The organism is Sheuella amnicola, from assembly GCF_010499255.1.
GTDB classification, from domain to species: domain Bacteria; phylum Pseudomonadota; class Gammaproteobacteria; order Burkholderiales; family Burkholderiaceae_B; genus Zwartia; species Zwartia amnicola.
The window spans coordinates 25,965-49,559 of the sequence record NZ_JAAGRN010000001.1 but is presented as its reverse complement, the minus strand read 5'-3'; the positions used below and the strand labels follow the sequence as shown (position 1 = coordinate 49,559).

The following is a 23,595-nucleotide window of genomic DNA, read 5'->3' as shown; positions in this document are numbered from 1 at the left end:
ACAAATTTGAATTAATGCGGTTTTCGCTTCAAATTATTTAGTAGATAAAGGAAATTTTATGTTGAAGAAGCTTGCAGTAGTCGTTCTGGTTGCATTGTTCGGCTTGGCTCAAGCTGCTCCGGTGGCCGCACAAACATCGTCGACGGGCACTCAGCAAACCGCAAAGAAAAAATCCAACAGCAAAAAACAGACAAAAAAGTCGAAAAAATCGAAGAGTTCAAAGAGTTCGACAGCCAAGAAATCGGGTTCAACTTCAACAGCACGTTAATCACAGGCAACGGCTGAAACAACAAGCTGCCGGCCGTACACAACCTGATCCGAAAGCGCCTGCTCCCAGAGTCTGCGAACGCTTTCGTTTTTTGCTTTCCTGACGCGTTTTCTGGCGTAAGCCTTGATGATCCAACCCACAAGTCGCTCCCATGATCTGCGGGGTTTGGGCTCTTGAACCTCAAGCACTGTAATGTCCTTGAAACCGTTTAATCCCAGCAAAAGCCATAACTGAAAGAGTCCGAGCGTAAGCCATGGCATATGGGGCTCGGGCGTATCATTTTGGGAAAACCACGAATACGATCTGGGAAATCCCTGAATCAAATGATTGATTCTGGCGCCGGCGTAGTTTGGATTGGGCACCGACAAAATGAATCGACCGCCCGGATTCAAGTGCGCCCGCACACTCTGCAAAAACAGTCCGGGGTTTTGCAAATAACCCATTGCCTCGCAACAAATCGCGGCGTCATATCGACCTAGATTGTCCGGCACCCCTAGATTGAAATCCCCTTTTTGAAATAAGGCGTATCCACTTGGAGATTCAGCATACAGATCAAGACCGTGGATATGCGCGGGATATTCCAGACTTTCTGGCAACCAACCGTCGCCGCAACAAATATCCAGAATCGTGGTCGGCCGGGATTCATTAAGCGCTTTGGCGACAGCTAAGCGATGCGTGCGTGTCGGATTGATCGAAATAGGCTGTTGCGCCATGGATTTTGCTCGGTAAAAACGACTAAAGGAAGACTATAACAATGAATATGCGCTCACAGTTCCAATTAAGGTTTTAATAGAAGCCTTAAGTGGACGTGCTCTTGAAGGCGGTCGCCCTTGAAATGAAAAAAATGAAACTCGGAGTTGCAATTGAAAATTTGCGCAGTCTTGCTTGCGGCGGGTGAAGGCTCCCGAATGGGGCATATACCGAAATCATTGTTGATGCACAACGGAGAATCTTTTCTCTACAGGCAGCTAAATAGCCTACGACAGGCAGGTACCCAATCAATTTGCGTCGTAACGGGATACTATTTTCAACAGATCGAAGATGCACTGCATGAAATCATGCACCAAGACGGCACTGACAAGACGCTCATCAAAATTTTGCGTAACCCGGCTCCCGATCAAGGTCAGCAAAGCTCAGTAGAACTTGGACTGACGTCCATCAATCCGGATTGCAATGCGGTCATCATTGCGCTTGCCGACCAACCATTAATTGATGCGAAAGACATGATTGAGTTGTTGACCGCATTCGCACAACGCCCCCCCGGCAAAGAAATCCTATACCCAGTTGTGAAGGGGCAACGCGGCAACCCTGTGTTGCTATCCGGAGTTGTGCTTCGGGCCCAACAATCGCAGTCGGGCCGCATGACTTGTCGGGATTTCATCGATACGCACCCCGATCTTGTTGAGAGATGGCATACCGATAATGATCACTACATCATCGACGTAGATACGCCGCAAGATCTGGAGCGGCTAAATAAAGGCTAGGCGCTCACTCGCCATCACCTCCATCACCAAAACCACCGTCCATATCTGAACCGGACTCATCCACCACATCATTATCCACATAGGCTGTGTATACATGCCCTGAAGAAGGCGCGACGGATTGATCCCAATCGGTGCCACCCGAAGACTCTCGCCCTCCTGGCGACGCGTTCGATGCGTTCGATGCGTTCGATGCACTCGCACCATGATTTGAGCTCATCAGGTTTTGAATCCCGTGATAAAGGAATGAACCGGCGACGACACCTGCAGCGGTTGTCGCAACGCTACCAAGAAAGCCTGAGCCCCAGGTCGAGGGCGCCGAGACGGGTGCGGGTGCGGGTTGCGCAGACGGCGCAGACGGCGCAGTCGCCGCAGCCGCCCCACTTGCGCGCAAAGTCTGATTAACGGGTGCGGGACCTGTTGCACTCGCCGACGGTACCATCCCCGATCCTGAAGAAGTAGAGCCGGATGAAGCAACCACTGAGGTGGGCCCCGTCGGTGATGTCCGCCCCCAGGCGTGAACATCGCCAAGAAAGCTGGTTTCAGCAGATTTATCCACCGGCTTGTCGATCTTTTTTTTCAGCTGGTCGATTTCAGCCTGCATGTCAGTCATTCTTGATTGAGCCTGTTGCAACAGCAAATCGAATTGCATTGCGCGCTGTACCAGCAAATATCCCGAATCGGGCTGCTTTTCCATTGCCGATCTGATGAGTGTTTCAGCCTCCTGATCCTTGGGTCCTGGACGTGCCTGAACCATTTGCTCAAGGAAAAGATTTAATGCATCGCGTTCCTGGCTATTCATGAATGAGCTTCCCTCAAATAAAACAAACTGACCCTGTGGATTGTAGTTCCACGATGTGGTAATTTTCTCCGATCCCCCTAACGGAATCCGCCATGATCAAACTCGACTTTCATCCGACCGGCCGACACTTTCTGCAAATTCCCGGTCCTAGCCCTGTACCCGACAGAATTCTGCGTGCCATCAGCTATCCGACGATTGATCACCGCGGCCCGGAGTTTGGCGCGTTAGGGCTTAAAGTCATTGCCGGAATGCAGAAAATCTTCAAGACCAGACACCCGGTCGTGATTTACCCTGCATCGGGCACCGGAGCTTGGGAAGCTGCACTGGTTAATACGCTAAGTCCAGGTGATCATGTTCTGATGTTCGAAACCGGACAATTTGCGTCGTTATGGAACAAGCTTGCAACCCGTATGGGATTAAAAACAGAAATACTGAGCTACCAGGGAAGCGACGAGGTTTTGCCGCAAGCGCCGGGCTGGCGTCAGGGCGTTCAGGCAGATCTGATATTCGATCGCCTGAAACAAGATACGGGACACAGCATCAAAGCCGTCTGTGTCGTACATAACGAAACATCAACTGGTGTCACATCTGATATTGCAGCCGTTCGCAAAGCTATCGATGCAGCCAAACACCCTGCCCTTTTGCTGGTTGATACGATTTCCGGTTTGGGCAGTGCCGACTATCGCCACGACGAATGGGGAGCGGATGTATCGATCAGCGGATCGCAAAAGGGCTTGATGCTGCCGCCCGGCATCAGCTTCAATGCACTGTCCCCACGCGCGATCGAAGCCTCCAAAAGCGCCAAGATGCCACGTGCATTCTGGGCCTGGGATGAAATCGTAGACATGAACAAAGGCGGATACTGGCCCAGTACATCAAGCACTAATCTGCTGTATGGTTTGTCTGAAGCGCAAGATATGATCGAAGAGGAAGGGATGGATCAGGTTTTCGCCCGGCATCAGCGCTGGGCAAAAGGTGTCAGATCGGCCGTTCAGGCATGGGGGTTACCGATTCAATGCGCAGATCCCAAACTGTATTCTCCAGTGTTAACCGGAGTGATCACACCGGATGGAATTGATGCAGACGCCGTACGTCAATTGATTCAGAAACGATTCGATATGTCGCTCGGAACCGGTCTGGGTAAGCTCAAAGGCCGCATGTTCCGTATTGGACATCTGGGCGACAGCAATGACCTCACCCTACTTGCCACGCTTACCGGCATAGAAATGGGTCTGAAGCTATCCGGAGTCAAACTTTCCGGCAGTGGTGTTCAGGCCGGCATGGACTATTTCTCGCAATCGTAATTTCAAATATAGGTTCGACCGAAATATCATGGGTTCAAGCATGCCTTCGCCGCTCGCGAACATACTCAAGAAAGAAATCCGCGGCGATGTGCTGTTTGATACAGCCAGTCGGGGTCGATACTCTACCGATGCATCGATCTACCAGATCATTCCGACCGGCGTAGTCGTACCTCGGGATCAAGCCGATGTGCTGCGAGCCCTTGATATTGCCCGCGACCTTAACGCTCCTGTCATATCCCGCGGTGCAGGCACGAGTCAATGCGGCCAGACGATTGGCGACGCATTGATCATCGACAACAGCAAATGGCTATGCAATGTTATCGACTTCGATCCCGTTGCTCGCACAGTGACAGTCGAACCCGGAATAGTGCTTGATCATTTGAATGCATTCCTCAAGCCCCATGGCCTGTGGTTTCCGGTAGACGTATCGACAAGTGCACAATGTACGATCGGTGGCATGACCGGCAATAACTCTTGCGGATCGCGCTCGATCGAATACGGCAACATGGTCCACAACGTGTTGAGCATCGATGCCGTGCTGGCTGATGGCACGCAAGCCAGATTCGGCCCGGTGAGTCAGCCGATAAGTGGCTCGCGACTGCAAAACATTCACGAGGAAGTAACCCGTATCGCCATGCGTGAACGAGGCGAACTCGCCGAACGCATCCCGAAAGTCCTTCGACGCGTCGCAGGTTACAACCTGGATATTTTCGATTGTCAGAATCCCAGAGCGTACTCGGATGATGGCGTGGCTAACTTGGCTCATCTACTGGTCGGGTCAGAGGGTACCCTTGCCTACAGTAGACAAATCACGCTTAAATTAAGTCCGATCCCAAAGCACAAAACACTGGGGGTTGTGAATTTTCAAAGCTTTTACAAAGCGATGGAAACAACACAGCACATCGTCAAGCTTCAACCCACCGCAGTCGAACTGGTTGATCGCACAATGATCGACCTGGCGATCAGCAATCCGGCATTTAAACCTGTCATCGAAAAAGCGCTTGTTGGAGAGCCTGCAGCCATTTTGCTGGTTGAGTTTGCGGGTGACGATCAATCCGGCTTGATTCGTAAGCTCGATGAGCTTGACACACTGCTAAGTGATCTCGGACTGCCGAACTGTGTAGTCAAAATGCCGCAGGCCAATGCGCAAAAGGCATTATGGGATGTACGCAAGGCCGGCTTGAACATCATGATGAGTATGCGTGGTGACGGCAAACCCGTTTCTTTTGTCGAGGATTGTGCCGTCCCGCTCGAACATCTGGCCGAATACACAAGTCGTTTGACCGAAATATTTCACGAATACGGCACTGAAGGCACTTGGTACGCCCATGCCAGCGTCGGTACATTACATGTGCGTCCGATTCTGGATATGCGTCGTGATGGTGCACACAAAATGCGCGAGATTGCAGAAAAAACAGCCGCCTTGGTTCGCGAGTATAAAGGCGCGTTTTCGGGGGAACATGGGGATGGCCTTTGCAGGGGCGAATGGGTGCAGTGGCAATACGGGCCACGCATTCATCAGGCATTTTCCGAAATAAAAACGCTTTTCGATCCGAACAATCTGTTTAGCCCTGACAAGATCATCAATCCGCCTAAGATGGATGATCGCAGCAAATTCAGGTTCAATGAACACTATGCCGTGATTCCGATCAAGACAGCTTTGGACTGGTCGGCATGGAACGTCGTGCGCAACCCGATGACCGGAGCCGAAACGGCACCCGGCACCGGAAACGATGTGACCAACGGATTGGCTTCGGCAGTTGAAATGTGCAACAACAATGGTCATTGCCGTAAATTCGATGCCGGCACCATGTGCCCGAGTTATCGCGTCACCAAAGACGAACAGCACTTGACGCGTGGACGCGCAAACACCTTGCGCCTAGCTATATCCGGTCAACTTGGACCGGAAGGACTCACCGGGCAGGACGTCAAAGAGACACTCGACCTTTGCGTATCGTGCAAAGGATGCAAGCGCGACTGTCCAACCGGTGTGGACATGGCAAAAATGAAAATCGAGGCTCGAGCCGCATGGTCCGACAAGCATGGCCTTTCATTGCGTGAAAAACTGATTGCCGGCATGCCGCACTATGCCCCGTGGGCATCTAAAATCGGCAGCATACTCGACGCCGCTCAGCGACTTCCCTTCATTGGTCATTTAGCTAAACGCACGCTTGGTTTCGCGACACAGCGTTCATTGCCCAAATTCGAATCGCCTTTCTTGAATGGGCATTCAATTGTGAATCAAACAGATCAGAATGCGAGTGACAAAAAAGAAGTTCTACTTTTCGTCGATACATTCAATAATTATCTTGAATCCGATAATGCCCGTGCTGCCTTGAAAGTACTGCAGGCTGCAGGCTATACCGTTCACCTGAATACCGTTGAGGATCAACGTCCGCTTTGTTGTGGTCGAACATTTTTGTCGACGGGACAGGTCGAAAAAGCGAAAACCGAGGCGCAACGTACGATCAAAGCATTGTTACCCTTTGTCAGGCGCGGTGTAGCCATTGTCGGACTCGAGCCATCTTGCTTATTGACGATGCGAGACGAGTTTATGCAATACGGCTACGGATCGGAAGCAAAACTCATTGCAGATCACGCATTTCTGTTCGAAGAGTTTCTGGTTCGAGAAAAGAATGCCGGCAGGTTGAATCTGCGACTTAAACCGCTCCCAACCGATACAATCATGTTGCATGGGCACTGTCACCAGAAAGCATTCGACGCACTCAGTCCGGTTCAAACGGTGCTGGGTTGGATTCCGGACTTGAAAGTATCTACGATAGAATCCTCTTGTTGCGGGATGGCAGGCAGCTTCGGCTATGAGGCCGAACATTATGGTACTTCCATGGCAATGGCAGAACTGTCTTTGTTACCTGCGGTGCGATCCCGCCCGCAAAATGCCATCGTCGTGGCCGATGGCACAAGCTGTCGACATCAAATTCGCGATGGCGCACAAACTGAGGCTTTGCATTGCGCCGTCGTTCTCGCGCAGGCAATTTGATTTTCATACATGTTCAAGTTCAAGCACGTCAATAAGTTATACCAAGCCTGCGCTTTCGGGTTGCTGACATCGTTGTCTGCTTATGTGCCGGCAGCCGATATTGCGCAGCCCCCTTCGACCAATCAATCTGGCTCAGCGGCTTTGAGATCGATCGAGTTAAATGGCGGCGACGAGATTGCGCTGCATCTAGAGCTAGGCGAAATCGTCCTGATCGAAATGATCAGTAATCCCTCCACGGGTTATCGCTGGGATGCAACCCAACTCACTCGCGAAAAACGTTGCTATCTTGTTAAAGAGTTTGAGATGGAAACCTCGCGCACGCCAACCGAAGGGCAACCCTTGGCCGGTGCCCCGGTCAAGCAACGATTTACGCTCAGACACGACCCGGATTTCCCCTGCTTGTCCGAACAACGCGTCACTTGGACATACCGGCGATCCTGGGAACCATTCAACCACTCGGACCAACGCGCCTCCGTATTACTTCAAGGATTAAAGTAAGTTCATGAAACAAGCCATTACAAATTTGATCGAACAGCGAATTTCAGCGAATCAGTTCGATACAACCAAAAAAATCAGCGTATCCGAAATCCAAGAGCTTGTCCGGCTCGCGACGCGCGCGCCATCTGCATTCAACTTTCAAAACTGGAAGTTCATCGCAGTCCATACCGCCGAAGCTAAAGAACGATTAAAGGCAGTTGCTTATGGTCAGCAAAAAATCGCCGATGCATCAGTGACATTCATTATCTGCGGCACGCTTGCCCCGCATCAATCACTCTCCCGTGCGCTTCAACCATCATTGAAAACGGGATTGCTCGATCAGGCCATGCACGACTCATGGGTAGCCATGGCAACGGCCGGGTATGCTGAAAATCCACAACGCCAACGAGACGAAGCTATCCGATCGGCATCGATGGCAACAATGAACTTGATGTTGGCCGCTCAGGGAATGGGCATGATTAGTGGGCCGATGATCGGCTTCGACCCTGCCGGTGTTGCCAAAGAATTCAATCTGACCGACAACGATGTGCCTGCCATGCTGCTCGCAGTCGGCTATCCTGCTCCCGGAAACTGGCCCCAAAAACCGCGTCTTCCCGTCGATCAGGTATTGTCGATCGTTTAACGTTCATTTAACGATTCAGATCAGGCGGATGCGGGCATAGAAATCGCAACGCCGTTACAACTTAGCACTGGGGGAGACATGATGCTACAAGCCATGCACGATTACGATGCGACAGCGCGTGATTTTGTGCTGGAGGTGCCTGACACCTTCAATTTCGGACATGATGTCATCGATGCGCAAACCTATCGAAACGATAAACCTGCGCTGATCTGGTGTAACGATCAAGGTGACGAACGATTATTCAACTATTCCGATATCACCCGACTGACGAATCAGCTTGCCAATCTTCTGGTCAAGCATGGAGTGAAAAAAGGCGATCGCATTCTGGTCCTAATGCCGCGCATCCCTGAATGGCAGATTGCCATGGTCGCCTGCATGAAAACAGGCGCCATTCCAATCCCTTGCATCGAAATGCTGACCGAAAAGGATGTCGCATTCAGAATTGGGCACTCAGGTGCGATTGCCGCGATCACGACGCTTGCCAACACGCACAAGTTCGATTCTTGCGATGCGCTTTCGGTACGAATCGCAGTCGGTCATCCTTCCGACATGCCAACAGGATGGATGTCTTTAGAAGCATCCACACATCAACCCGACACGTTTGAATGCGCGATCATGCAGGCCGAAGATCCTGCCCTGCTTTACTACACCTCGGGATCGTCCGGCCAACCCAAGGGAGTATTACACTCAAGCAGAGGGGTCTTCTCCTGGCGATTATCGGCCGCATGGTGGCAGACTCTGGTTGAGTCCGATATCAAATGGTGCACAGCGGATACCGGATGGGCCAAAGCAGGCACAGGCATTCTGTTCGGCCCATGGAGTCGCGGAAGTTGCGTCCTTTTCTATGATGGCAAATTCGACGCGACCGAACGTTTGCGCCTGCTTGAAAAATACAAAGTGACCGTATTTTGCGGTCCCGCAACCGAGTTCAGACATCTGGTCAATCTTTCCACCAAGGACTACGATTTGTCTGCACTCAGGCTGTGCGTATCTGCGGGAGAATCGGTGAACCCCGATATCGTGAAACGCTGGCATGACATGACAGGAGCGCAATTACTGGATGGTTATGGTCAAACCGAAACGCTGATGACCGTACTAAACTATCCCTGCCTGCCGGTCAAACCCGGTTCAATGGGCAAAGCCATTCCCGGTACGCGCTTTGAAATCCTCAGTCCCGAAGACGAAGTTCTGGGCCCCATGGAGGATGGCCACCTTGCAATGGAATTACCCAACCCGCAATTCATGCTGGGATATTGGAAAGACCCAAAAAAGACCGCAGACAACATCAGGCACGTCAACGGTAAAGACTACTGGCTGACAGGTGATTTATCTTACCGTGATGAAGATGGCTACATCTTTTACGCCGGAAGAACTGACGACATCATCAGTTCTGCAGGTTATAGGATTGGACCGACCGAAGTCGAAAACGTCTTGATTGAACATCCTGCAGTACTTGAAAGCGCAGTCGTGGCCAGTCCGGATGCCCAACGGGGTGAAGTTGTTAAAGCATTCATCATCCTTCGTCCGGGCTATGCTGCATCTGACGCTCTGGTCAAAGAGATTCAGCAGCATGTACAAAAAACGACCGCACCGTACAAGTACCCCAGAAAAATCGAGTTCGTGCAATCTTTGCCCAAAAACCCCTCGGGCAAACTGATGAGGCGCGTATTGAGAAATCAAGAGTTCGGTGCGGCAACGGCAACCTGAATTCAGGTGCCGTAACCGTTGCGAATTAACCAGACAAAAAAGTATTGATCAATCCACTTGCATATTGGTCAACTTGACGACTTCACTCCATTTTTTAATTTCGGACTGAATGAATGCTGCGTATTCTTCAGGGGTGGATGAAACAGGGACAGTTGCCTTGGCCAGAATGCTATCGCGCACATCCGGCATTGCAATGACCTTAGCGGCATCGGCCGATATTTTTTGAATAATTGGCCTGGGAGTGCCCGCCGGCGCCATGAAGCCAAACCAGGCCGTGATTTCGAAGTTGGGAACACCCGCCTCGGCCATGGTCGGGACATCTGGCGCGGAGGGCGATCTAGTCGCACTCGTGATCGCAAGCGCCTTGAGTGCTCCCGACTTGATATGAGGCAACACTACGGGAGCATTATGGAACATGATCTCGATCTGGCCACCTATCGCATCGGTCGTCATTTGCGCACTGGACTTATACGGAATAGCAGTCAACTTGATACTTTCACGCAAATTGAGCAGCTCACCCGACAAGTGCTGTGTCGTACCCGGACCCGCTGTGCCGTAACGCAATTTGCCAGGCTCTTTTTTGGCAAGAGCGATCAATTCGGCTACCGAATTCACCGGTAACTTCGGGTGTACTGTCACAAAGTTAGGCATCTTGGCGATGAGGCTGATCGGAGCAAGATCTTTCACCGGATCATAGGGTAATTTGCCTTTAAACAAGGTGTAATTGACCGAAATCGGTCCCATCGTATTGAACAATAAGGTGTATCCATCCGCAGGTGACTTGGCTGCACGATCCGTTCCGATGTTGCCCGAGGCGCCCACGATATTTTCAACAGTGACTGTTTGTCCCCACATCACGGAAAATTTCTGGGCAAACATGCGCACTAGACCATCCGGGGCGCTTCCGGGTGGAGCAGGCACAATGATTTTGACCGCTCTTTCAGGCCATTTTTCTGCCTGAGCGCAGGCAGTACCCGCAGTAATCGTCAAACCGACCGAAAGCATCGATAAAACCGAAAGGCCTGCATAGCGTTTGATTGTTTTTTGTATCTCGAACATATTGTCTCCATTTATTGATTTGATTTTGGTCTCAGGATGCAGATTGCTTCACAAATTTAGCTGGAACCCGTACAGGCATGGCCAGCAAGATGAAAGAATTACTCTTGCCGTGACCATCCAGATTGAGGCTACCGTTCACGCCTCCTTCGAGCACATCGTCAATCACGAAATTCATCGCGGGCAGCAAAGGTAGGTCGTAACGCTTGACCGAACTCGCTCCGCGATGCTTGTACAAACCAAGCACGCATTGTTCGGTCAATTGTTCCGCAAGCAGCGAAAAAGCGTCAGAGTCATAGGGCATGATGCTGACATTCAGACGATTGCCTTTATCGCCTGCCCGGCCATGCGCAACGCGATGCAGGGGTACAGTCACAAAAGTATCGGGAGTATGGTTCGATTGATTGGTAGTCATCACGCAAGCTCCTTGGCCGTATGAACTGTGCAGCCTGGTGACAAATCACTTGGCAGCATTAAATAAGACTGGGTGCGAATGCGCGGCGTGGTTTTCCATCGCACACCTCCCCCTCCGGCAGGGCCGCAACAATACAGGGCCAGTGCTTCACGTGCAGCCTGATCCGCATCGTCCTGCGTACGAGCCGACACAGCCAGTCGAACGCGAATGTCGTCCGGTTCTGCCATGGACTCACGCCATTTGGTACCGCCATCTCCATCATGGACACTGGCAACTCCAATCAGATCGACACGCGCCTGAACGTCAAGCTTTCGGATTTTCAATCGCTCAAGCAGCACATCTGCAGCGATTCGGGCACGCGCACGACAATTCGGTCCCGCATAAGATATCTCTCCTTCGCCTAACCAGCCGCCATCAAAGCAAACGGTCGCTTTAATGGTTGTTGGAGCAGCACTACCCTTGATACCCTTGATCTGTACCCTATCCTTTCCGATTTCGGTTACGGTCACACCCGATAAATCCAGAATCACATCAGGGGTAATGTATCGACTCGGATCATGAATTTCGTAGAGCAATTGCTCTTTCACGACTTGTGCGTTGACCAGACCGCCTGTGCGGTTTGCCTTAGTGATAACCAGGCTGCCATCAGCCCCTACTTCGGCAATTGGAAATCCGATATTGGCAGGATCAGGAATATCCTTGAAACCCGGATCATAGTAATAACCACCAGTGATCTGGGCTCCGCATTCCAGCAAATGGCCTGCCGTTGCACCGATCGCCAATTTTGCCCAGTCGTCTTCCGACCATCCGAAGTGATGCATCAATGGAGCCAGCGCAAGAGATGGATCTCCCGTGCGCCCCGTCACCACGACCTGAGCCCCGGCTTTTAAAGCTTCGACAATCGGTTTGGCCGAAATGTAGGCATTCGCAGAAACAACATCACCACCACCCATGTCCAACCCGGTATCAGCCTCGTACACGGCGTGAGTCTCCAGGTTAAGGCGATCGCGAACATCGTCTCCGTACACCACACCAATTTTCAGATCGGGCAAGCCGAGTCGCTTAGCTAATTGTGCAATCAGTTTGGCCGCTCCCGGCGGGTTCGCGGCGCCAAAATTGCCTATGATCGGAATACCGTGCTTTGCGCAACGCACCAAAATCGGTTCAAGCAACCGCTCAAGCATAGGCTCATAACCACGCGAGGGATCGCGTCTTTTTTCAAGTTGAGCTAGCGCAACCGTTCTCTCACCCAGAGTCTCGAAAAAAATAGCGCAAGGCCCCCCTGCTTCAATCAGCGTATCCACTACAGGGCTAGCCGCGTCTACACGGTCTCCCGAAAAACCAGCACAATTTCCTATCCTGAATACATTACTCATCCAGATCCCCTCCATTCTTGTCATCGGTCTTTTTTAACATGAGGATATGCTTAAATGTTTATCCATTTTCAAATTTGAAACCGAATACAAATGACTCACCCAAGCAGCACCCGTACTGAGAAAAAAAGTTCGCCACTGATTATTGTTTACGCAATGATTCTGGGCATTGTGGCAGGATATGTCATCAATACCCAAACAGCCAGCCCAGAAAGCGCACTACACATAGCCGGCTATTTTTCAGTGATTTCGGATGCATTTTTGCGCTTAATCAAGATGATCATCGCACCGTTGGTGTTTTCGACGCTGGTGGTCGGTATAGCGCACATGGGGGATGCCAGCTCTGTCGGGCGAATCTTCGCAAAATCCCTAGCCTGGTTTCTGACTGCATCATTATTTTCCTTGCTCCTCGGAATGACTCTTTCCAATCTGTTGGAGCCGGGCTATTACTTGCACCTTCCACTTCCCGATAGCAATGCATCAGCCAATTTAGCCCAAGGCGGATTCTCATTGAATGAATTCGTCAAACACCTGATCCCGCAGTCTGTGATCGAATCAATGGCCAAAAACGAAATACTGCAAATTGTCGTATTTTCATTATTTTTTGGCATCGCAATGTCTGCAATTGGCGAAAAAAACAAAAACCTGCTTGCCTCAATCGACGATTTGTCGCACATCATGCTCAAGATCACCGGCTATGTGATGAAGTTCGCACCTCTTGCCGTATTTGCAGCGATTACCGCCACTATTGCAGAAAACGGCATTGGCATCATGGCCCAGTTCGCAATCTTCATGGTGGACTTCTATCTGGGGCTTATTTTGCTTTGGTGTGCGCTGATTTTTGCCGGTTACCTGTTTCTGGGTAAGCGCATTAAGCAATTGCTGATCAATGTACGCGAAGCTTTTCTGATTTCTTTTGCCACCGCAAGCTCAGAAGCGGCCTATCCGAAAATCCTGGACGGATTGGATCGTTTTGGTGTCAATCGCAAAATCTCGAGCTTTGTCATGCCGTTAGGTTACTCGTTCAATCTGGACGGGTCGATGATGTATTGCACCTTCGCCACACTGTTCATCGCACAGGCATATGACATTCAACTCGATCTGGGCACGCAAATCAGTATGCTACTGATTCTGATGCTGACTTCCAAAGGGATGGCCGGGGTACCACGCGCTTCGCTGGTTGTCATAGCAGCCACCTTGAACCAATTCAATATCCCCGAGGCCGGACTTTTATTGATATTGGGGATCGATACCTTCCTGGACATGGGGCGCTCGGCAACCAACGCAGTCGGCAACTCGATTGCGGCAGCTGTCATCGCAAAATCTGAAGGTGAATTATTATCAGTACACGATGCAAAAATTCGCGCCGCAGCAATCGAGCAGGAAGCCAGCGCACATATGCATGGCGTAAAAGATTGATCAACAACAAATGGAGACAACATGAAAAAACGCACTTTTTTCAAGCAAATAGTCAGCACCGTTGCACTTGCCACAAGTGCGATGTGTCTGCCTGCAATCGCCCAGGCGCAAGCATGGCCGAGTAAGCCTATTCGTATTGTCTTGCAGTTTCCACCCGGTGGATCAACTGATGTCGTTGCCCGAGTGTTGGCACAAGCTTTGACAACGAAACTTGGCCAAACAGTCATTATCGAAAACAAACCCGGCGCCGATGGCGCCATTGCTGCTGACTATGTTTTGAGAAGCGAGCCGGACGGACACACCTTTTTTCTGGCTTCCAATACGCCAATGATGCAGGTTCCGCTTCTAAAGAAGAATCCACCCTACAATCCCGTGACCAGCTTTACCCCGATTTCGCTGGTTGGCCGCTACATTTATGTCCTGGTCGTCAATCCGACCGTACCTGTCAAAACAGCTGCCGAACTCATCACTTACGCCAAAAACAATCCCGGCAAGCTTAATTACGGCAGTTATAGCAGCGTGACACAACTGATGTACGCCTCGATTCGCGATCAGGCCAAAGTGGACATGAATGCAGTGAATTACAAGGGCGAAGGTCCCACCGTCAACGATATTCTCGGTGGTCATATCCAGCTGACATTCTCGACACCCACCAGCACACTCAACCAGATTAACGAAGGCAAATTACGTGCCCTGGCGGTTGTGTTGCCCGAGCGGGTACCTTATTTGCCCAATGTGCCGACTGTTGCCGAAGCCGGCCTGCCTCCCTTAAAGCCAGCTACCTTTGCCGCACTGTACGGTCCGGCAAAAGTGCCGCCCGAAATCGCTACAAAAATGAGCGAAGCGCTTAAAGATGTGATGAGTCGCCCCGACATACGCGAACGCGTCGAAAAACAAGGTCTTAAGCTTGAAGGCTCGACTCCTCAATGGCTTGGAAACTTCACCAAGGATCAACTTGGTATCTGGAAACAAGCCTTTGATGAAGCAGGTTTGAAGCCGGAGTGATTCAGGCTGCATGATCAGGGCGATCTTCGATTACAAACCGAAAATCGCCCCCATGCTTCGAATAGTTAACCGATCACAAATTAACCAATTACAATATCCGGATAATAATTTACTTGGATTAACTTTTGGTTTGTGGCAGATGCAATGACTATTCCTAAACCACCCAATCTTGATTTATTCGGAAATCCGGATACAGAAAATCAAAAGCCAGCTCATAAATCCGGTAGCCTTAAGAAATCTAAATCATCATCGATTCCAAAAAAATCCAAAATTGAAGACACGGAATCAACAATTCAAGCGAGCCAGGCAAGTAAATCACGAGCTAAAAATCCGGATATTAATATTCACCAGGGGTTTCTGCCCGGCCTATCTCGCAGAGGACGCCCAAGATCAAAGAATCCGATCAGTGCGGTTGAACGCACAGCTAAACACAGGCGTGAACGTCTAGAGTCCGGCTCCAAGCGCGTCGAAGTGATTTTGTCGCCGGAGGTGACGCAAAAACTTCAGACATTGGCTGATCAATTGAAAGAACCGAAATCGGAAGTGATCTCAGCACTCATTACCAAGGCTTACTCTCGATTATCGAAAGCCAAGTAAAGGCGTCCGGTCATTTGCAATTGAGCAAGGCATCTGCGCACTGTATTAGTTTTCGCTATGATCTAGTGATCAACTTAACCAAGATTCAGTTTAGAAGACAACTTTAATGAAATCAGCACTCGGTCATTTACGCATTCTGGATTTATCACGTATTTTTGCCGGCCCCTGGGCAACTCAAAACCTTGCAGACATGGGTGCCGAGGTCATCAAAATCGAACGCCCCAAAAAAGGCGACGACACGCGTGCTTGGGGCCCTCCGTTTTTGAAGGATGCAGATGGCAAAGACACAAAAGATTCGGCCTACTTTCTCGCAGTCAACCGGGCCAAGAAGTCCCTGACGGTCGACATATCGAAGCCCGAGGGTCAGGAAATCATTCGTGAACTAGCCAAGATTTCGGACGTCGTGGTCGAAAACTACAAAGTCGGCGATCTGGCACGCTATGGATTAGCCTGGGAAGACCTGCAAAAAATCAATCCCCGACTGGTTTATTGCTCGATCACCGGATTTGGTCAATCAGGTCCCTATGCCGAACTGCCCGGCTACGATTACGTTTTTCAAGGCATGGGCGGACTAATGAGCCTCACAGGCATTCCCGACGGCCAGCCCGGCGGAGAACCCATGAAAGCCGGTGTCGCAGTCAGCGACCTGATCACAGGCATGTATGCGACGAGCGCGATTTTGGCTGCAATCGAGCACCGACACATCAGCGGCAAAGGCCAGTACATTGATCTGGCATTACTCGACTGTACGGTTGCATTGACCTCGTACATGTCGATGAACTACTTCCTGTCGGGCGTCATCCCTCAACGTATGGGCAATGCACATTCGAATATGGTGCCCTACCAGGTATTCAAGGTTGCGGACGGCAACATGATTGTCGCGGTCGGTAACGACAGCCAATTCGTGTCATTGTGCAATGTGATCGGATTGCCCGAACTGGGCACGGATGAACGCTTCCACTCGTCAGGGCAACGCAATGTGAATCGTCAGATTCTGGTGCCAATCATCGCCGAGGCATTGCTCAAGCGCAATATGAATGACTGGGTTGCTCTGATGGACGCAGCTAATGTTCCTTGCGGTCCGATCAATAATCTCAAGCAGGTTTTCGAACACGAACAGGTGATTCATCGCAACCTCAAGCGATCATTACCCCATGCGATTGGCGTTCAGGCACCTGCTGTTGCCAGTCCAATGAACTTTTCCGATACGCCTATCCAGCACACCCGATCGGCACCTGCACTTGGTGAGCACAGCCGCGATGTTCTGGAAAACGTATTGAAAATGGATAAGCAGAAAATCGACGAACTTGCCAGCAAAGGCATCATCTAACCCCCGAACCGAAATCATGAGTCGCTCCCCTGCAGAAAACCGAAGTGATTTTGCGCACTTCCATAAAATCGAAACGCGCTGGAAAGACAACGACATTTTTGGGCATGTGAACAATGTCGTTTATTACTCGTACATCGATACGGCAGTCAATTCCTTCCTGATTCAGCAGGGGGTGCTTGATCTTCAAAACTCGAAAGTCGTCGGCTTGGTCGCCGAAACCCAGTGCCGCTATAACAGCTCACTGGCGTTTCCGGACACGGTATACGTTGGCTTGAGACTCGCCCACCTTGGCAACAGCAGTATCCGTTACGAATTTGGCGTATTTCGCAACGATGAAGAAGTGGCCTCGGCGCAGGGGCATTTTGTGCACGTTTATGTGGATACGACAACCAACCGTACTGTGCCCATGCCCGAGACACTAGTCCGTGCCGCGGATTTACTCCGGGTCACGAACCGATAGCAGATTTGCTTCAGACAGGCTTGTAAACCGGGACGCTACGACCCTCGGGTGTCTGCTGAAACTGCACCTTCACCTTATCTCCGATCTTGATCGATTTGAAATCGCAATCAACCAGATTGGTTATTGCGATCGGTCCCTCTTCAAGCTCGACGTAAGCCAATACATAAGGCGGATCGGCACGCTCGATCACGCTGAATGAGTAAATTGTGGCATGACCACTCGCCTCTTTCCATTCAGTGTCGTCACTGCCGCATAAAGGGCAAACCACGCGCGGATACCAGTGCGCTTTTTTACAAGTCTTGCATGTCTTGACCAGCAGACGGTTGTTTGCCGCAGCTTCCCAGAAAGGCGCATTTTCGGGATACGAAGTCGCGAAAATATCGTCCAGATATGTTTTTGTCGATTGTGCAGTCATGATTTATTCGCGATCCATAATGATGGTTGAGTGGGCATGTCCGACACCTAACACCAAGCCTGGGCCGGTCGCAAGCGCGATGTCGCAGTTCTTAACCTGCACCGCGGGATGTGCTTCACCCCTGAGCTGTCGAACCGCCTCGATCACTTTGGTGATACCCCCACGATTGTTTGGATGGTTATTGCAAAGACCACCGCCATCGGTATTCCATGGCAACTTACCCTTACCGGAAATCAAGTTGCCTTCAGCGACGAATGCGCCGGCTTGTCCCTTTTTACAGAATCCCAGATCTTCAAGCTGAATAAGCACCATGATGGTGAAGTTGTCATAGATAGAGGCATACTTAATGTCGTTTATCGACACACCGGCCTCTTCGAATGCCATCTTGCCGGTCACAGCCGCGCCAGAACTGGTCGCATCAAGATATCCACCTCGACTGGTATTAATCGTTTCGCCGGTTCCTATCACGCGCACGCGCGGACGATTCAATTTTTTAGCGATTTCGGCATTGGTCAGTATCAACGCACCGCCACCATCGGTAATCACACAACAATCCAGGCGATGCAAAGGTGAAGCGATGATCGGCGAATTCACGACATCCTCGACAGAAACAACCTTGCGCAACAGTGCATTCTCGTTGTACTGGGCGTGAATTGAAGCAGCCACTTTGACAGCGGCAATCTGCTCGGAAGTCGTGCCATATTCATACATATGACGTTGCGCCAGATTGCCATAGACTCCTGTGATAGTTGTCTGATACGGCAGATCAAACGGAGTCTCGGGGCGCTCAGGTCCCAGCGCGCGCGGTTTAGTTCCGGTTGCCATGCCCATGCTTTTGGGCTTACCGGCTAACGTAATCAGCGCAACCGAGCACTTTCCTTCGGCAATCGCCAAAGCTGCGTGACGGACATGAACCATGTACGAGCATCCACCGAGCTCGGATCCATCCATCCATTTCAAATTCAAATTCAGATACTCTGCCATCGACAAAGGTGTCGAACCCGGCACATCTCCTGCGCAGAAATAACCATCCACGTCCTGTATCGACAACCCTGCATCGCGCAGCGCTCCCATGGCCGCCTCGGCATGCAACTGCGTGACCGACTTGTCGGGCGCATAACGTGTCGGATGCTCATAGGCACCCATAATGTAAGCCTTACCTTTTAATGTCATATTGCTCTTCCGAATGAGTGGACTTCATTAATTAATTTTTAAAATTTTCTTACTCGATTCTATCTAAAATCACGCGACCGGGCACGGAAGAATAATCAATCGCCCATTACCAGCCGATTAGCGAAGTAATTGCATGGCGTCCAGTATGATTTTCATATGATCGAAGGCAATCTCGCCACGCCGATGCATAGAAATAATTTCGGACAGTTTCAACCAAGCAACATCACTTGCATCGTCCATTCCCCGCAACTGATTCTTCTGGGCATGAAAGACTTCAGGATGAATCCGATGCAAATAAGCATATGTTTTGGTCCAAGACTCTTCGTTATCACGGGGATCACGTTGATTGCCTTCATAGGTGCCAATCAAAACAATTTGCGAATCCGGTGGTAAATCCAGATTCGTTTCCTCGCGCAACTCTCTTCTGGCGGCAAACTCCGCAGACTCCTTACCCTCTTCCCAGGGATCGCCTCTCTTTGCATCCGTACCGATAAATCCGCCCGGCAAAGCCCATAGTCCGGCACAAGCTTCGGAGGTCTCGCTACGACGAATCAGCAAAATACGCTCATCCGGCGCCACGACCATTAAATCAACAGTCGGATTCACGCCGAAGTGGTAATAAGGATTGTCGGGATTGCGAATGTGTCGAATCGCAGTCGCATTCATTTCAACATGACCCCATCAACGTAATACCACCTCCGGTCTCGAAGCTCAAAACAACTCAGCTCATGCAAACGAGTGGCTATACCATGCAGACGACTTCTGGCGATGAACTCGACCTCGGCATGATCCGGGCCAAGCATGCGATGTGCCTTAACCGCTAAACCAAGCCATTTCACATCGGGATCAAAATCCAGTTGTGCCGGCCTGTGTTTTTCATCCCATGTATCAAGTAGATATTGGGCACGTTCAAGCACAAAGGCTGAATACCTTGATCGCATCAAACTTTCAGGATCTGGAGCAGGTGTGGAGTCAAACGATTCCAGATAACGACCGCAACACTGAACATAAGACAAAGTTTTTTTGCCCTGCAGGCGTCCACAAGGACAAGTCGTCATGATTGATGAGTTCAATCGTAGCCGGGAGCGGATCCGGCCAAGCCATTAAATGCCTGCAATAGTCGTGAACGCCATTGCGCGATCGGATCATCGGATTCAAGCAGCTTGAAAGGGCTAATGCAACGCGCCCACTGAAACACTCCGAAAATGGCGTAATCAGCATACAGAGGCGATTCACCGCCAAAAAATGGCTGTGAACGCAAGGTCATGCGCAAGGGGTGCAGGCTATCTCTAAAACCTTGCAGCTTGTGATCGCGATCAGCCACAACTTGCTCAAGGGTGGCGCCAAAGCGTTGCTCTCGAGACTGCCTGAAATAAGCCTGATCGGTATCGTGCAGGTGGTTATAAATATCAAGCAAAACAAAACGAACAACCTGGCCTGCAATCACATCACCATAGTTGGAATACAGCTTAGATAGCGCCATGCCCTGATGTCCCCCAAACAAAGTTGGTCGATCAGGAAACGTGTCCTCCAGATAGTGAGCGATATCCCACGACTCATGCAACCATTTATCTCCATGCACCAGAACAGGCACTTTACCCTGGCCCGAAGGTGCAATGACATCCTTGTCGCCGAAGCGCCAGGCAACGGTTTCGACATCAAGGCCTTTATGCGCGATCGCCATGCGGATACGCCAGCAATAAGGACTAAAACGCCGATCGCTTTGCGCGCCTGCCAGATCAAATAGCTTCAACATGATTATCGTATCCGGGTATCAAAGAGTCAGTCTGAATTGAGCAAACAGTTCATCATAAATGTTTCTGGAAATAGTCATCGTCCCTTCATAGGGCATACTGTAATCCAGACTGATGGAAATCATCATGGCAAAAATGAACGCCAATCCAAAGCATTGCAGAAAATAAACCCGACCTTTCTGACCGGTACTGAGTATTCCCATGATCGCCATCACCAGCAATGCGGATCCGATCAGAACGACCCACAATAATGTAGCCCCGGACGATACCAGACCGATCAATCGGTGTTGTCGCAGTTTAGCCGCAGCATTCGCGTCTGCGACAATCGACTGGAAGATTACCTGGTCTCCGGGCGTTCGGATCGTCGGAGCAAGCTTTTGCAATGCGGTCCAAAATTCGTTCTGGCGATTTTGAGTTGTGACGTTGACGATTTCCCCATTCGCATGACCTGTCACTTCATCCTTAACCATTGAGGCTACGTAATCTTTGAAGCGCATCATGAGGACAGTCTTTTCGGGGGAGTCTTGCAGCAAGGTGATATTTCGATAGGTGACAGTGATGTTCTCGACTTCTTGATGCGCCGAGTTGCTCACATCCTGGAAATCATTCCAGAAACTCACCACGACAAAGGCTTGCAAGATGCCGGCAATTGAACCAAGAACCTGAAAAATAACCGAGGATGTCGAATAAAACTTTTGAAGTGTTTCTTTATCGATCAGGCGATCAACAAGCCAATGGGATATCCAGGTCACGCACATTAGACCTAGCAACAATATGACAACATTCAAAAAAAAAGACTGCATCGAAAACTTCCAAAATATCCAAATCAGGAACCCAGTCCATAAGGTGCCGGAACCATTGAAACAATGCGAGAAAACAAAGCCTGAAACTCACCGGTCGGCCCCGACCATGGGTCTCGATTGGCTTCAAAAGCCTCGTCTATATCGGCCCAATCTGACGGATTCAAACCTTTTTCCGCCATTGGCAGCAACTCGCGCTCTTCCAATGCAATATGATTCCACGAAAACTTGATGTACGTGCGTGCGATCGATTCAAATGTACTGAAATAGGTATCGCCCGATGCTTCATAAGCGACTAGCGCATCCCTAAGCGCGTGGGTTCTTCTCGCACCCTCTGCATGATCGGCAATCAGTTTATCTAGCAACGCGATAGCTTGCGGCACACGTTGACGGATCTTAACAAATAAATACTCATCCTCTTTTGGATGATGCAACTTATCGGGAACTTCGGTGATGTATTCGATCATCGCCGCCAACAGCTCGAAGTCCGGTTTGTATTTACCATCCCGAATTCCGTCGAGCATGAATCCCAGTGCCTGCAATACAGCTCCGCAAGCCCGGTGCTCGGCATGGATAATATCGATTGATCTCATATTTGCCTCAGATCATTTCCACTCGGATTACATTCCGAGATATGCGCTCTTTACTTCTTCGTTATTCAATAAATCGGCACCCGGTCCAGAAATCTTGATCATGCCTGTTTCGAGCACATAGCCGTGATCGGCAATGGCTAACGCAGCCTGAGCGTTTTGTTCGACCAGTAGAATCGTGATGCCTTGTGCTTTTAGACTGCCAACGATACGAAAAATCTCTTCAACCAATAATGGCGCCAATCCCATGCTCGGTTCATCCAGCAACAACAATCGAGGATGTCCCATCAAGGCCCGCGCCATCGCGAGCATTTGCTGTTGGCCTCCCGACAGTGTGCCAGCAAGCAATTGCCGTTTTTCTTTCAAGATGGGAAATAAGGCATACATCCTTTCAAGGTCGGCACTTAGGTCACCTTTGGGACGAACGTATGCCCCAAGCAAAAGATTGTCCTCGATCGTCATTGGACCAAACACTTGTCGCCCTTCAGGCACCTGGCATATACCTGCCCTCACCCGCTTGTCTGAAGACATATTCGTAATGTCGGCACCATGCAGCGTCATACTGCCACCACTCACAGGCTGGACACCCGAAATCGCACGCAACAAGGTCGTTTTGCCGGCACCATTGGCACCGACCAGCGCGACTAATTGACCTTCATACACATCCAGATCGATACCATGCAAGGCTTGAATCCGACCATAATGACTCGTCAGATTCCTAACCTGAAGCATGGAGGCACCGTTATTTGTCTCAACCATCATGCCCTCTTACGCCGGATGTCCGAGATAGGCAGCAATCACTTCCGGATTGGCGCGCACTTCAGCTGGGGTACCTTCGGCAAGTTTCTTGCCATAATCCAGCACAGTGATTCGAGTAGACAAATTCATAACCAGTTTCATATCGTGCTCGACCAGAACAATCGTGACGCCTGAATCGGCAACCTTGGCAATCAACGCCTCGATTTCACCGGTCTCGGTATGATTCAATCCGGCCGCAGGTTCGTCCAGTAAAAGAATTGAAGGACGCGCCGCCATCGCGCGACCGATTTCAAGGCGTTTTAACGCACCGTAGGGCATTTGATTCGCTGCATAATCGACATACTTACCGACGCCAACAAAATCCATCAACTCACGCGCTTCATCTCGACACGCTGAATCAGCCTTCCTCAATGCAGGCAATCTGAAAATTCCGGCAAGCAAACTATAGTTCAGGCGCAGATGCGCCCCCACCATGACGTTTTCGATCGCACTCATATTCATGCAGATTTGCAGGTTTTGAAACGTGCGACTCATCCCTCGCCTGGCCAACTCGTCCGGTGTCAGACCATCGACACTTTCATCATTGAGCTTCATCGACCCGGTTGTGGGCGTATAAATTCCGGTCATCAGATTCAGCAACGTCGTCTTGCCCGCACCATTCGGACCGATTACGGAGTGAATCGAACCTTTAGAAACGTCCAAATCAACGTTTTGCACTGCCTTCACGCCACCGAAGGTTTTACTTAAGTTCTGTATATTTAGCATG

At 50.4% G+C, this 23,595-nt stretch carries 26 protein-coding genes; 12 read left to right on the top strand and 14 right to left on the bottom strand.

Annotation, left to right across the window (positions count from 1 at the left end):
- Positions 1 to 58 precede the first annotated feature (58 nt).
- Positions 59 to 268 (top strand): hypothetical protein, encoded by a 210-nt coding sequence (locus G3I67_RS00255; protein ID WP_163650964.1) that lies wholly within the window; start codon positions 59 to 61, stop codon positions 266 to 268.
- Here G3I67_RS00255 and G3I67_RS00250 read toward each other — a convergent pair.
- Positions 265 to 981, bottom strand: a complete 717-nt coding sequence (locus G3I67_RS00250) for a class I SAM-dependent DNA methyltransferase (RefSeq protein WP_163650962.1) — start codon at positions 979 to 981, stop codon at positions 265 to 267. The genes G3I67_RS00255 and G3I67_RS00250 overlap by 4 nt on opposite strands.
- A gap of 150 nt (positions 982 to 1,131) precedes the next feature.
- Here G3I67_RS00250 and G3I67_RS00245 point away from each other — a divergent pair, with 150 nt between their 5' ends.
- Positions 1,132 to 1,752 (top strand): nucleotidyltransferase family protein, encoded by a 621-nt coding sequence (locus G3I67_RS00245; protein WP_163650960.1) that lies wholly within the window; start codon positions 1,132 to 1,134, stop codon positions 1,750 to 1,752.
- A gap of 4 nt (positions 1,753 to 1,756) precedes the next feature.
- Here the strand turns inward: G3I67_RS00245 and G3I67_RS00240 are convergent, their stop codons facing one another.
- Positions 1,757 to 2,551 carry a DUF2076 domain-containing protein gene (locus G3I67_RS00240; protein WP_163650958.1) on the bottom strand — a complete coding sequence of 265 codons (795 nt, stop codon included), beginning with the start codon at positions 2,549 to 2,551 and terminating at the stop codon, positions 1,757 to 1,759.
- A gap of 92 nt (positions 2,552 to 2,643) precedes the next feature.
- Here G3I67_RS00240 and G3I67_RS00235 point away from each other — a divergent pair, with 92 nt between their 5' ends.
- From G3I67_RS00235 to G3I67_RS00215, 5 genes are all read left to right on the top strand, one after another.
- Positions 2,644 to 3,855 (top strand): pyridoxal-phosphate-dependent aminotransferase family protein, encoded by a 1,212-nt coding sequence (locus tag G3I67_RS00235; RefSeq protein WP_163650956.1) that lies wholly within the window; start codon positions 2,644 to 2,646, stop codon positions 3,853 to 3,855.
- A gap of 40 nt (positions 3,856 to 3,895) precedes the next feature.
- Positions 3,896 to 6,856, top strand: a complete 2,961-nt coding sequence (locus G3I67_RS00230) for an FAD-binding and (Fe-S)-binding domain-containing protein (protein WP_235931579.1) — start codon at positions 3,896 to 3,898, stop codon at positions 6,854 to 6,856.
- Between the two features lie 9 nt (positions 6,857 to 6,865).
- Positions 6,866 to 7,354, top strand: coding sequence for a protease inhibitor I42 family protein (locus G3I67_RS00225; protein WP_163650940.1), 489 nt, complete (start codon positions 6,866 to 6,868; stop codon positions 7,352 to 7,354).
- 4 nt (positions 7,355 to 7,358) lie between these two features.
- A complete protein-coding gene (locus tag G3I67_RS00220) occupies positions 7,359 to 7,976 on the top strand; it encodes a nitroreductase family protein (RefSeq protein WP_163650938.1) in 618 nt (205 codons plus the stop codon).
- 78 nt (positions 7,977 to 8,054) lie between these two features.
- Complete coding sequence (locus tag G3I67_RS00215; protein ID WP_203583493.1) at positions 8,055 to 9,683, top strand: acetate--CoA ligase; 1,629 nt, start codon at positions 8,055 to 8,057, stop codon at positions 9,681 to 9,683.
- Between the two features lie 48 nt (positions 9,684 to 9,731).
- On the opposite strand, the gene G3I67_RS00210 is transcribed toward G3I67_RS00215, so the two are convergent.
- From G3I67_RS00210 to G3I67_RS00200, 3 genes are read right to left on the bottom strand one after another with little or no spacing between them, the layout of a single operon-like run.
- Entirely contained in the window at positions 9,732 to 10,742 is a 1,011-nt protein-coding gene (locus tag G3I67_RS00210) for a Bug family tripartite tricarboxylate transporter substrate binding protein (protein WP_163650936.1), read from the bottom strand.
- 31 nt (positions 10,743 to 10,773) lie between these two features.
- Positions 10,774 to 11,154 carry an AtuA-related protein gene (locus tag G3I67_RS00205; protein WP_163650934.1) on the bottom strand — a complete coding sequence of 127 codons (381 nt, stop codon included), beginning with the start codon at positions 11,152 to 11,154 and terminating at the stop codon, positions 10,774 to 10,776.
- The gene (locus G3I67_RS00200; protein ID WP_163650932.1) at positions 11,154 to 12,530 is read right to left on the bottom strand and encodes an acyclic terpene utilization AtuA family protein; all 1,377 of its coding nucleotides are present in this window, start codon (positions 12,528 to 12,530) and stop codon (positions 11,154 to 11,156) included. Before G3I67_RS00200 ends, G3I67_RS00205 begins: the two co-directional genes overlap by 1 nt.
- 90 nt (positions 12,531 to 12,620) lie before the next feature.
- On the opposite strand from G3I67_RS00200, the gene G3I67_RS00195 reads away from it, so the two are divergent.
- The 5 genes from G3I67_RS00195 (at position 12,621) to G3I67_RS00175 (ending at position 17,338) form a co-directional block, all read left to right on the top strand.
- A complete protein-coding gene (locus G3I67_RS00195) occupies positions 12,621 to 13,946 on the top strand; it encodes a dicarboxylate/amino acid:cation symporter (protein ID WP_163650930.1) in 1,326 nt (441 codons plus the stop codon).
- Between the two features lie 21 nt (positions 13,947 to 13,967).
- Positions 13,968 to 14,951 carry a Bug family tripartite tricarboxylate transporter substrate binding protein gene (locus G3I67_RS00190; RefSeq protein ID WP_163650928.1) on the top strand — a complete coding sequence of 328 codons (984 nt, stop codon included), beginning with the start codon at positions 13,968 to 13,970 and terminating at the stop codon, positions 14,949 to 14,951.
- 144 nt (positions 14,952 to 15,095) lie between these two features.
- Positions 15,096 to 15,548, top strand: coding sequence for a RepB family protein (locus G3I67_RS00185; RefSeq protein WP_163650926.1), 453 nt, complete (start codon positions 15,096 to 15,098; stop codon positions 15,546 to 15,548).
- Positions 15,549 to 15,654: 106 nt separating this feature from the next.
- A complete protein-coding gene (locus G3I67_RS00180; RefSeq protein WP_163650924.1) occupies positions 15,655 to 16,878 on the top strand; it encodes a CaiB/BaiF CoA transferase family protein in 1,224 nt (407 codons plus the stop codon).
- A 16-nt stretch (positions 16,879 to 16,894) separates the two neighbouring features.
- The gene (locus G3I67_RS00175) at positions 16,895 to 17,338 is read left to right on the top strand and encodes an acyl-CoA thioesterase (protein WP_163650922.1); all 444 of its coding nucleotides are present in this window, start codon (positions 16,895 to 16,897) and stop codon (positions 17,336 to 17,338) included.
- Between the two features lie 10 nt (positions 17,339 to 17,348).
- On the opposite strand, the gene G3I67_RS00170 is transcribed toward G3I67_RS00175, so the two are convergent.
- The 9 genes from G3I67_RS00170 to G3I67_RS00130 form a co-directional block, all read right to left on the bottom strand.
- Positions 17,349 to 17,753 carry a Zn-ribbon domain-containing OB-fold protein gene (locus G3I67_RS00170; protein ID WP_163650920.1) on the bottom strand — a complete coding sequence of 135 codons (405 nt, stop codon included), beginning with the start codon at positions 17,751 to 17,753 and terminating at the stop codon, positions 17,349 to 17,351.
- Between the two features lie 3 nt (positions 17,754 to 17,756).
- On the bottom strand, positions 17,757 to 18,926 hold the full coding sequence (locus G3I67_RS00165; protein WP_163650918.1) for a thiolase family protein: 1,170 nt from the start codon (positions 18,924 to 18,926) through the stop codon (positions 17,757 to 17,759).
- 117 nt (positions 18,927 to 19,043) lie between these two features.
- Positions 19,044 to 19,592: an NUDIX domain-containing protein gene (locus tag G3I67_RS00160; RefSeq protein WP_163650917.1), complete on the bottom strand. Its 549-nt coding sequence runs from the start codon at positions 19,590 to 19,592 to the stop codon at positions 19,044 to 19,046.
- Positions 19,589 to 19,984, bottom strand: coding sequence for a YchJ family protein (locus G3I67_RS00155; protein ID WP_235931577.1), 396 nt, complete (start codon positions 19,982 to 19,984; stop codon positions 19,589 to 19,591). The genes G3I67_RS00160 and G3I67_RS00155 overlap by 4 nt, the downstream gene beginning before the upstream one ends.
- A gap of 11 nt (positions 19,985 to 19,995) precedes the next feature.
- Positions 19,996 to 20,682, bottom strand: coding sequence for a glutathione S-transferase family protein (locus tag G3I67_RS00150; RefSeq protein ID WP_203583492.1), 687 nt, complete (start codon positions 20,680 to 20,682; stop codon positions 19,996 to 19,998).
- An 18-nt stretch (positions 20,683 to 20,700) separates the two neighbouring features.
- Positions 20,701 to 21,483 carry a bestrophin-like domain gene (locus G3I67_RS00145; RefSeq protein WP_163650913.1) on the bottom strand — a complete coding sequence of 261 codons (783 nt, stop codon included), beginning with the start codon at positions 21,481 to 21,483 and terminating at the stop codon, positions 20,701 to 20,703.
- Between the two features lie 23 nt (positions 21,484 to 21,506).
- Positions 21,507 to 22,073 (bottom strand): hemerythrin domain-containing protein, encoded by a 567-nt coding sequence (locus tag G3I67_RS00140; RefSeq protein WP_163650911.1) that lies wholly within the window; start codon positions 22,071 to 22,073, stop codon positions 21,507 to 21,509.
- Between the two features lie 27 nt (positions 22,074 to 22,100).
- The gene (locus tag G3I67_RS00135) at positions 22,101 to 22,802 is read right to left on the bottom strand and encodes an ABC transporter ATP-binding protein (protein WP_203583513.1); all 702 of its coding nucleotides are present in this window, start codon (positions 22,800 to 22,802) and stop codon (positions 22,101 to 22,103) included.
- Positions 22,803 to 22,838: 36 nt separating this feature from the next.
- Positions 22,839 to 23,594, bottom strand: coding sequence for an ABC transporter ATP-binding protein (locus G3I67_RS00130; protein ID WP_203583491.1), 756 nt, complete (start codon positions 23,592 to 23,594; stop codon positions 22,839 to 22,841).
- Between the last annotated feature and the right edge of the window lies 1 nt (position 23,595).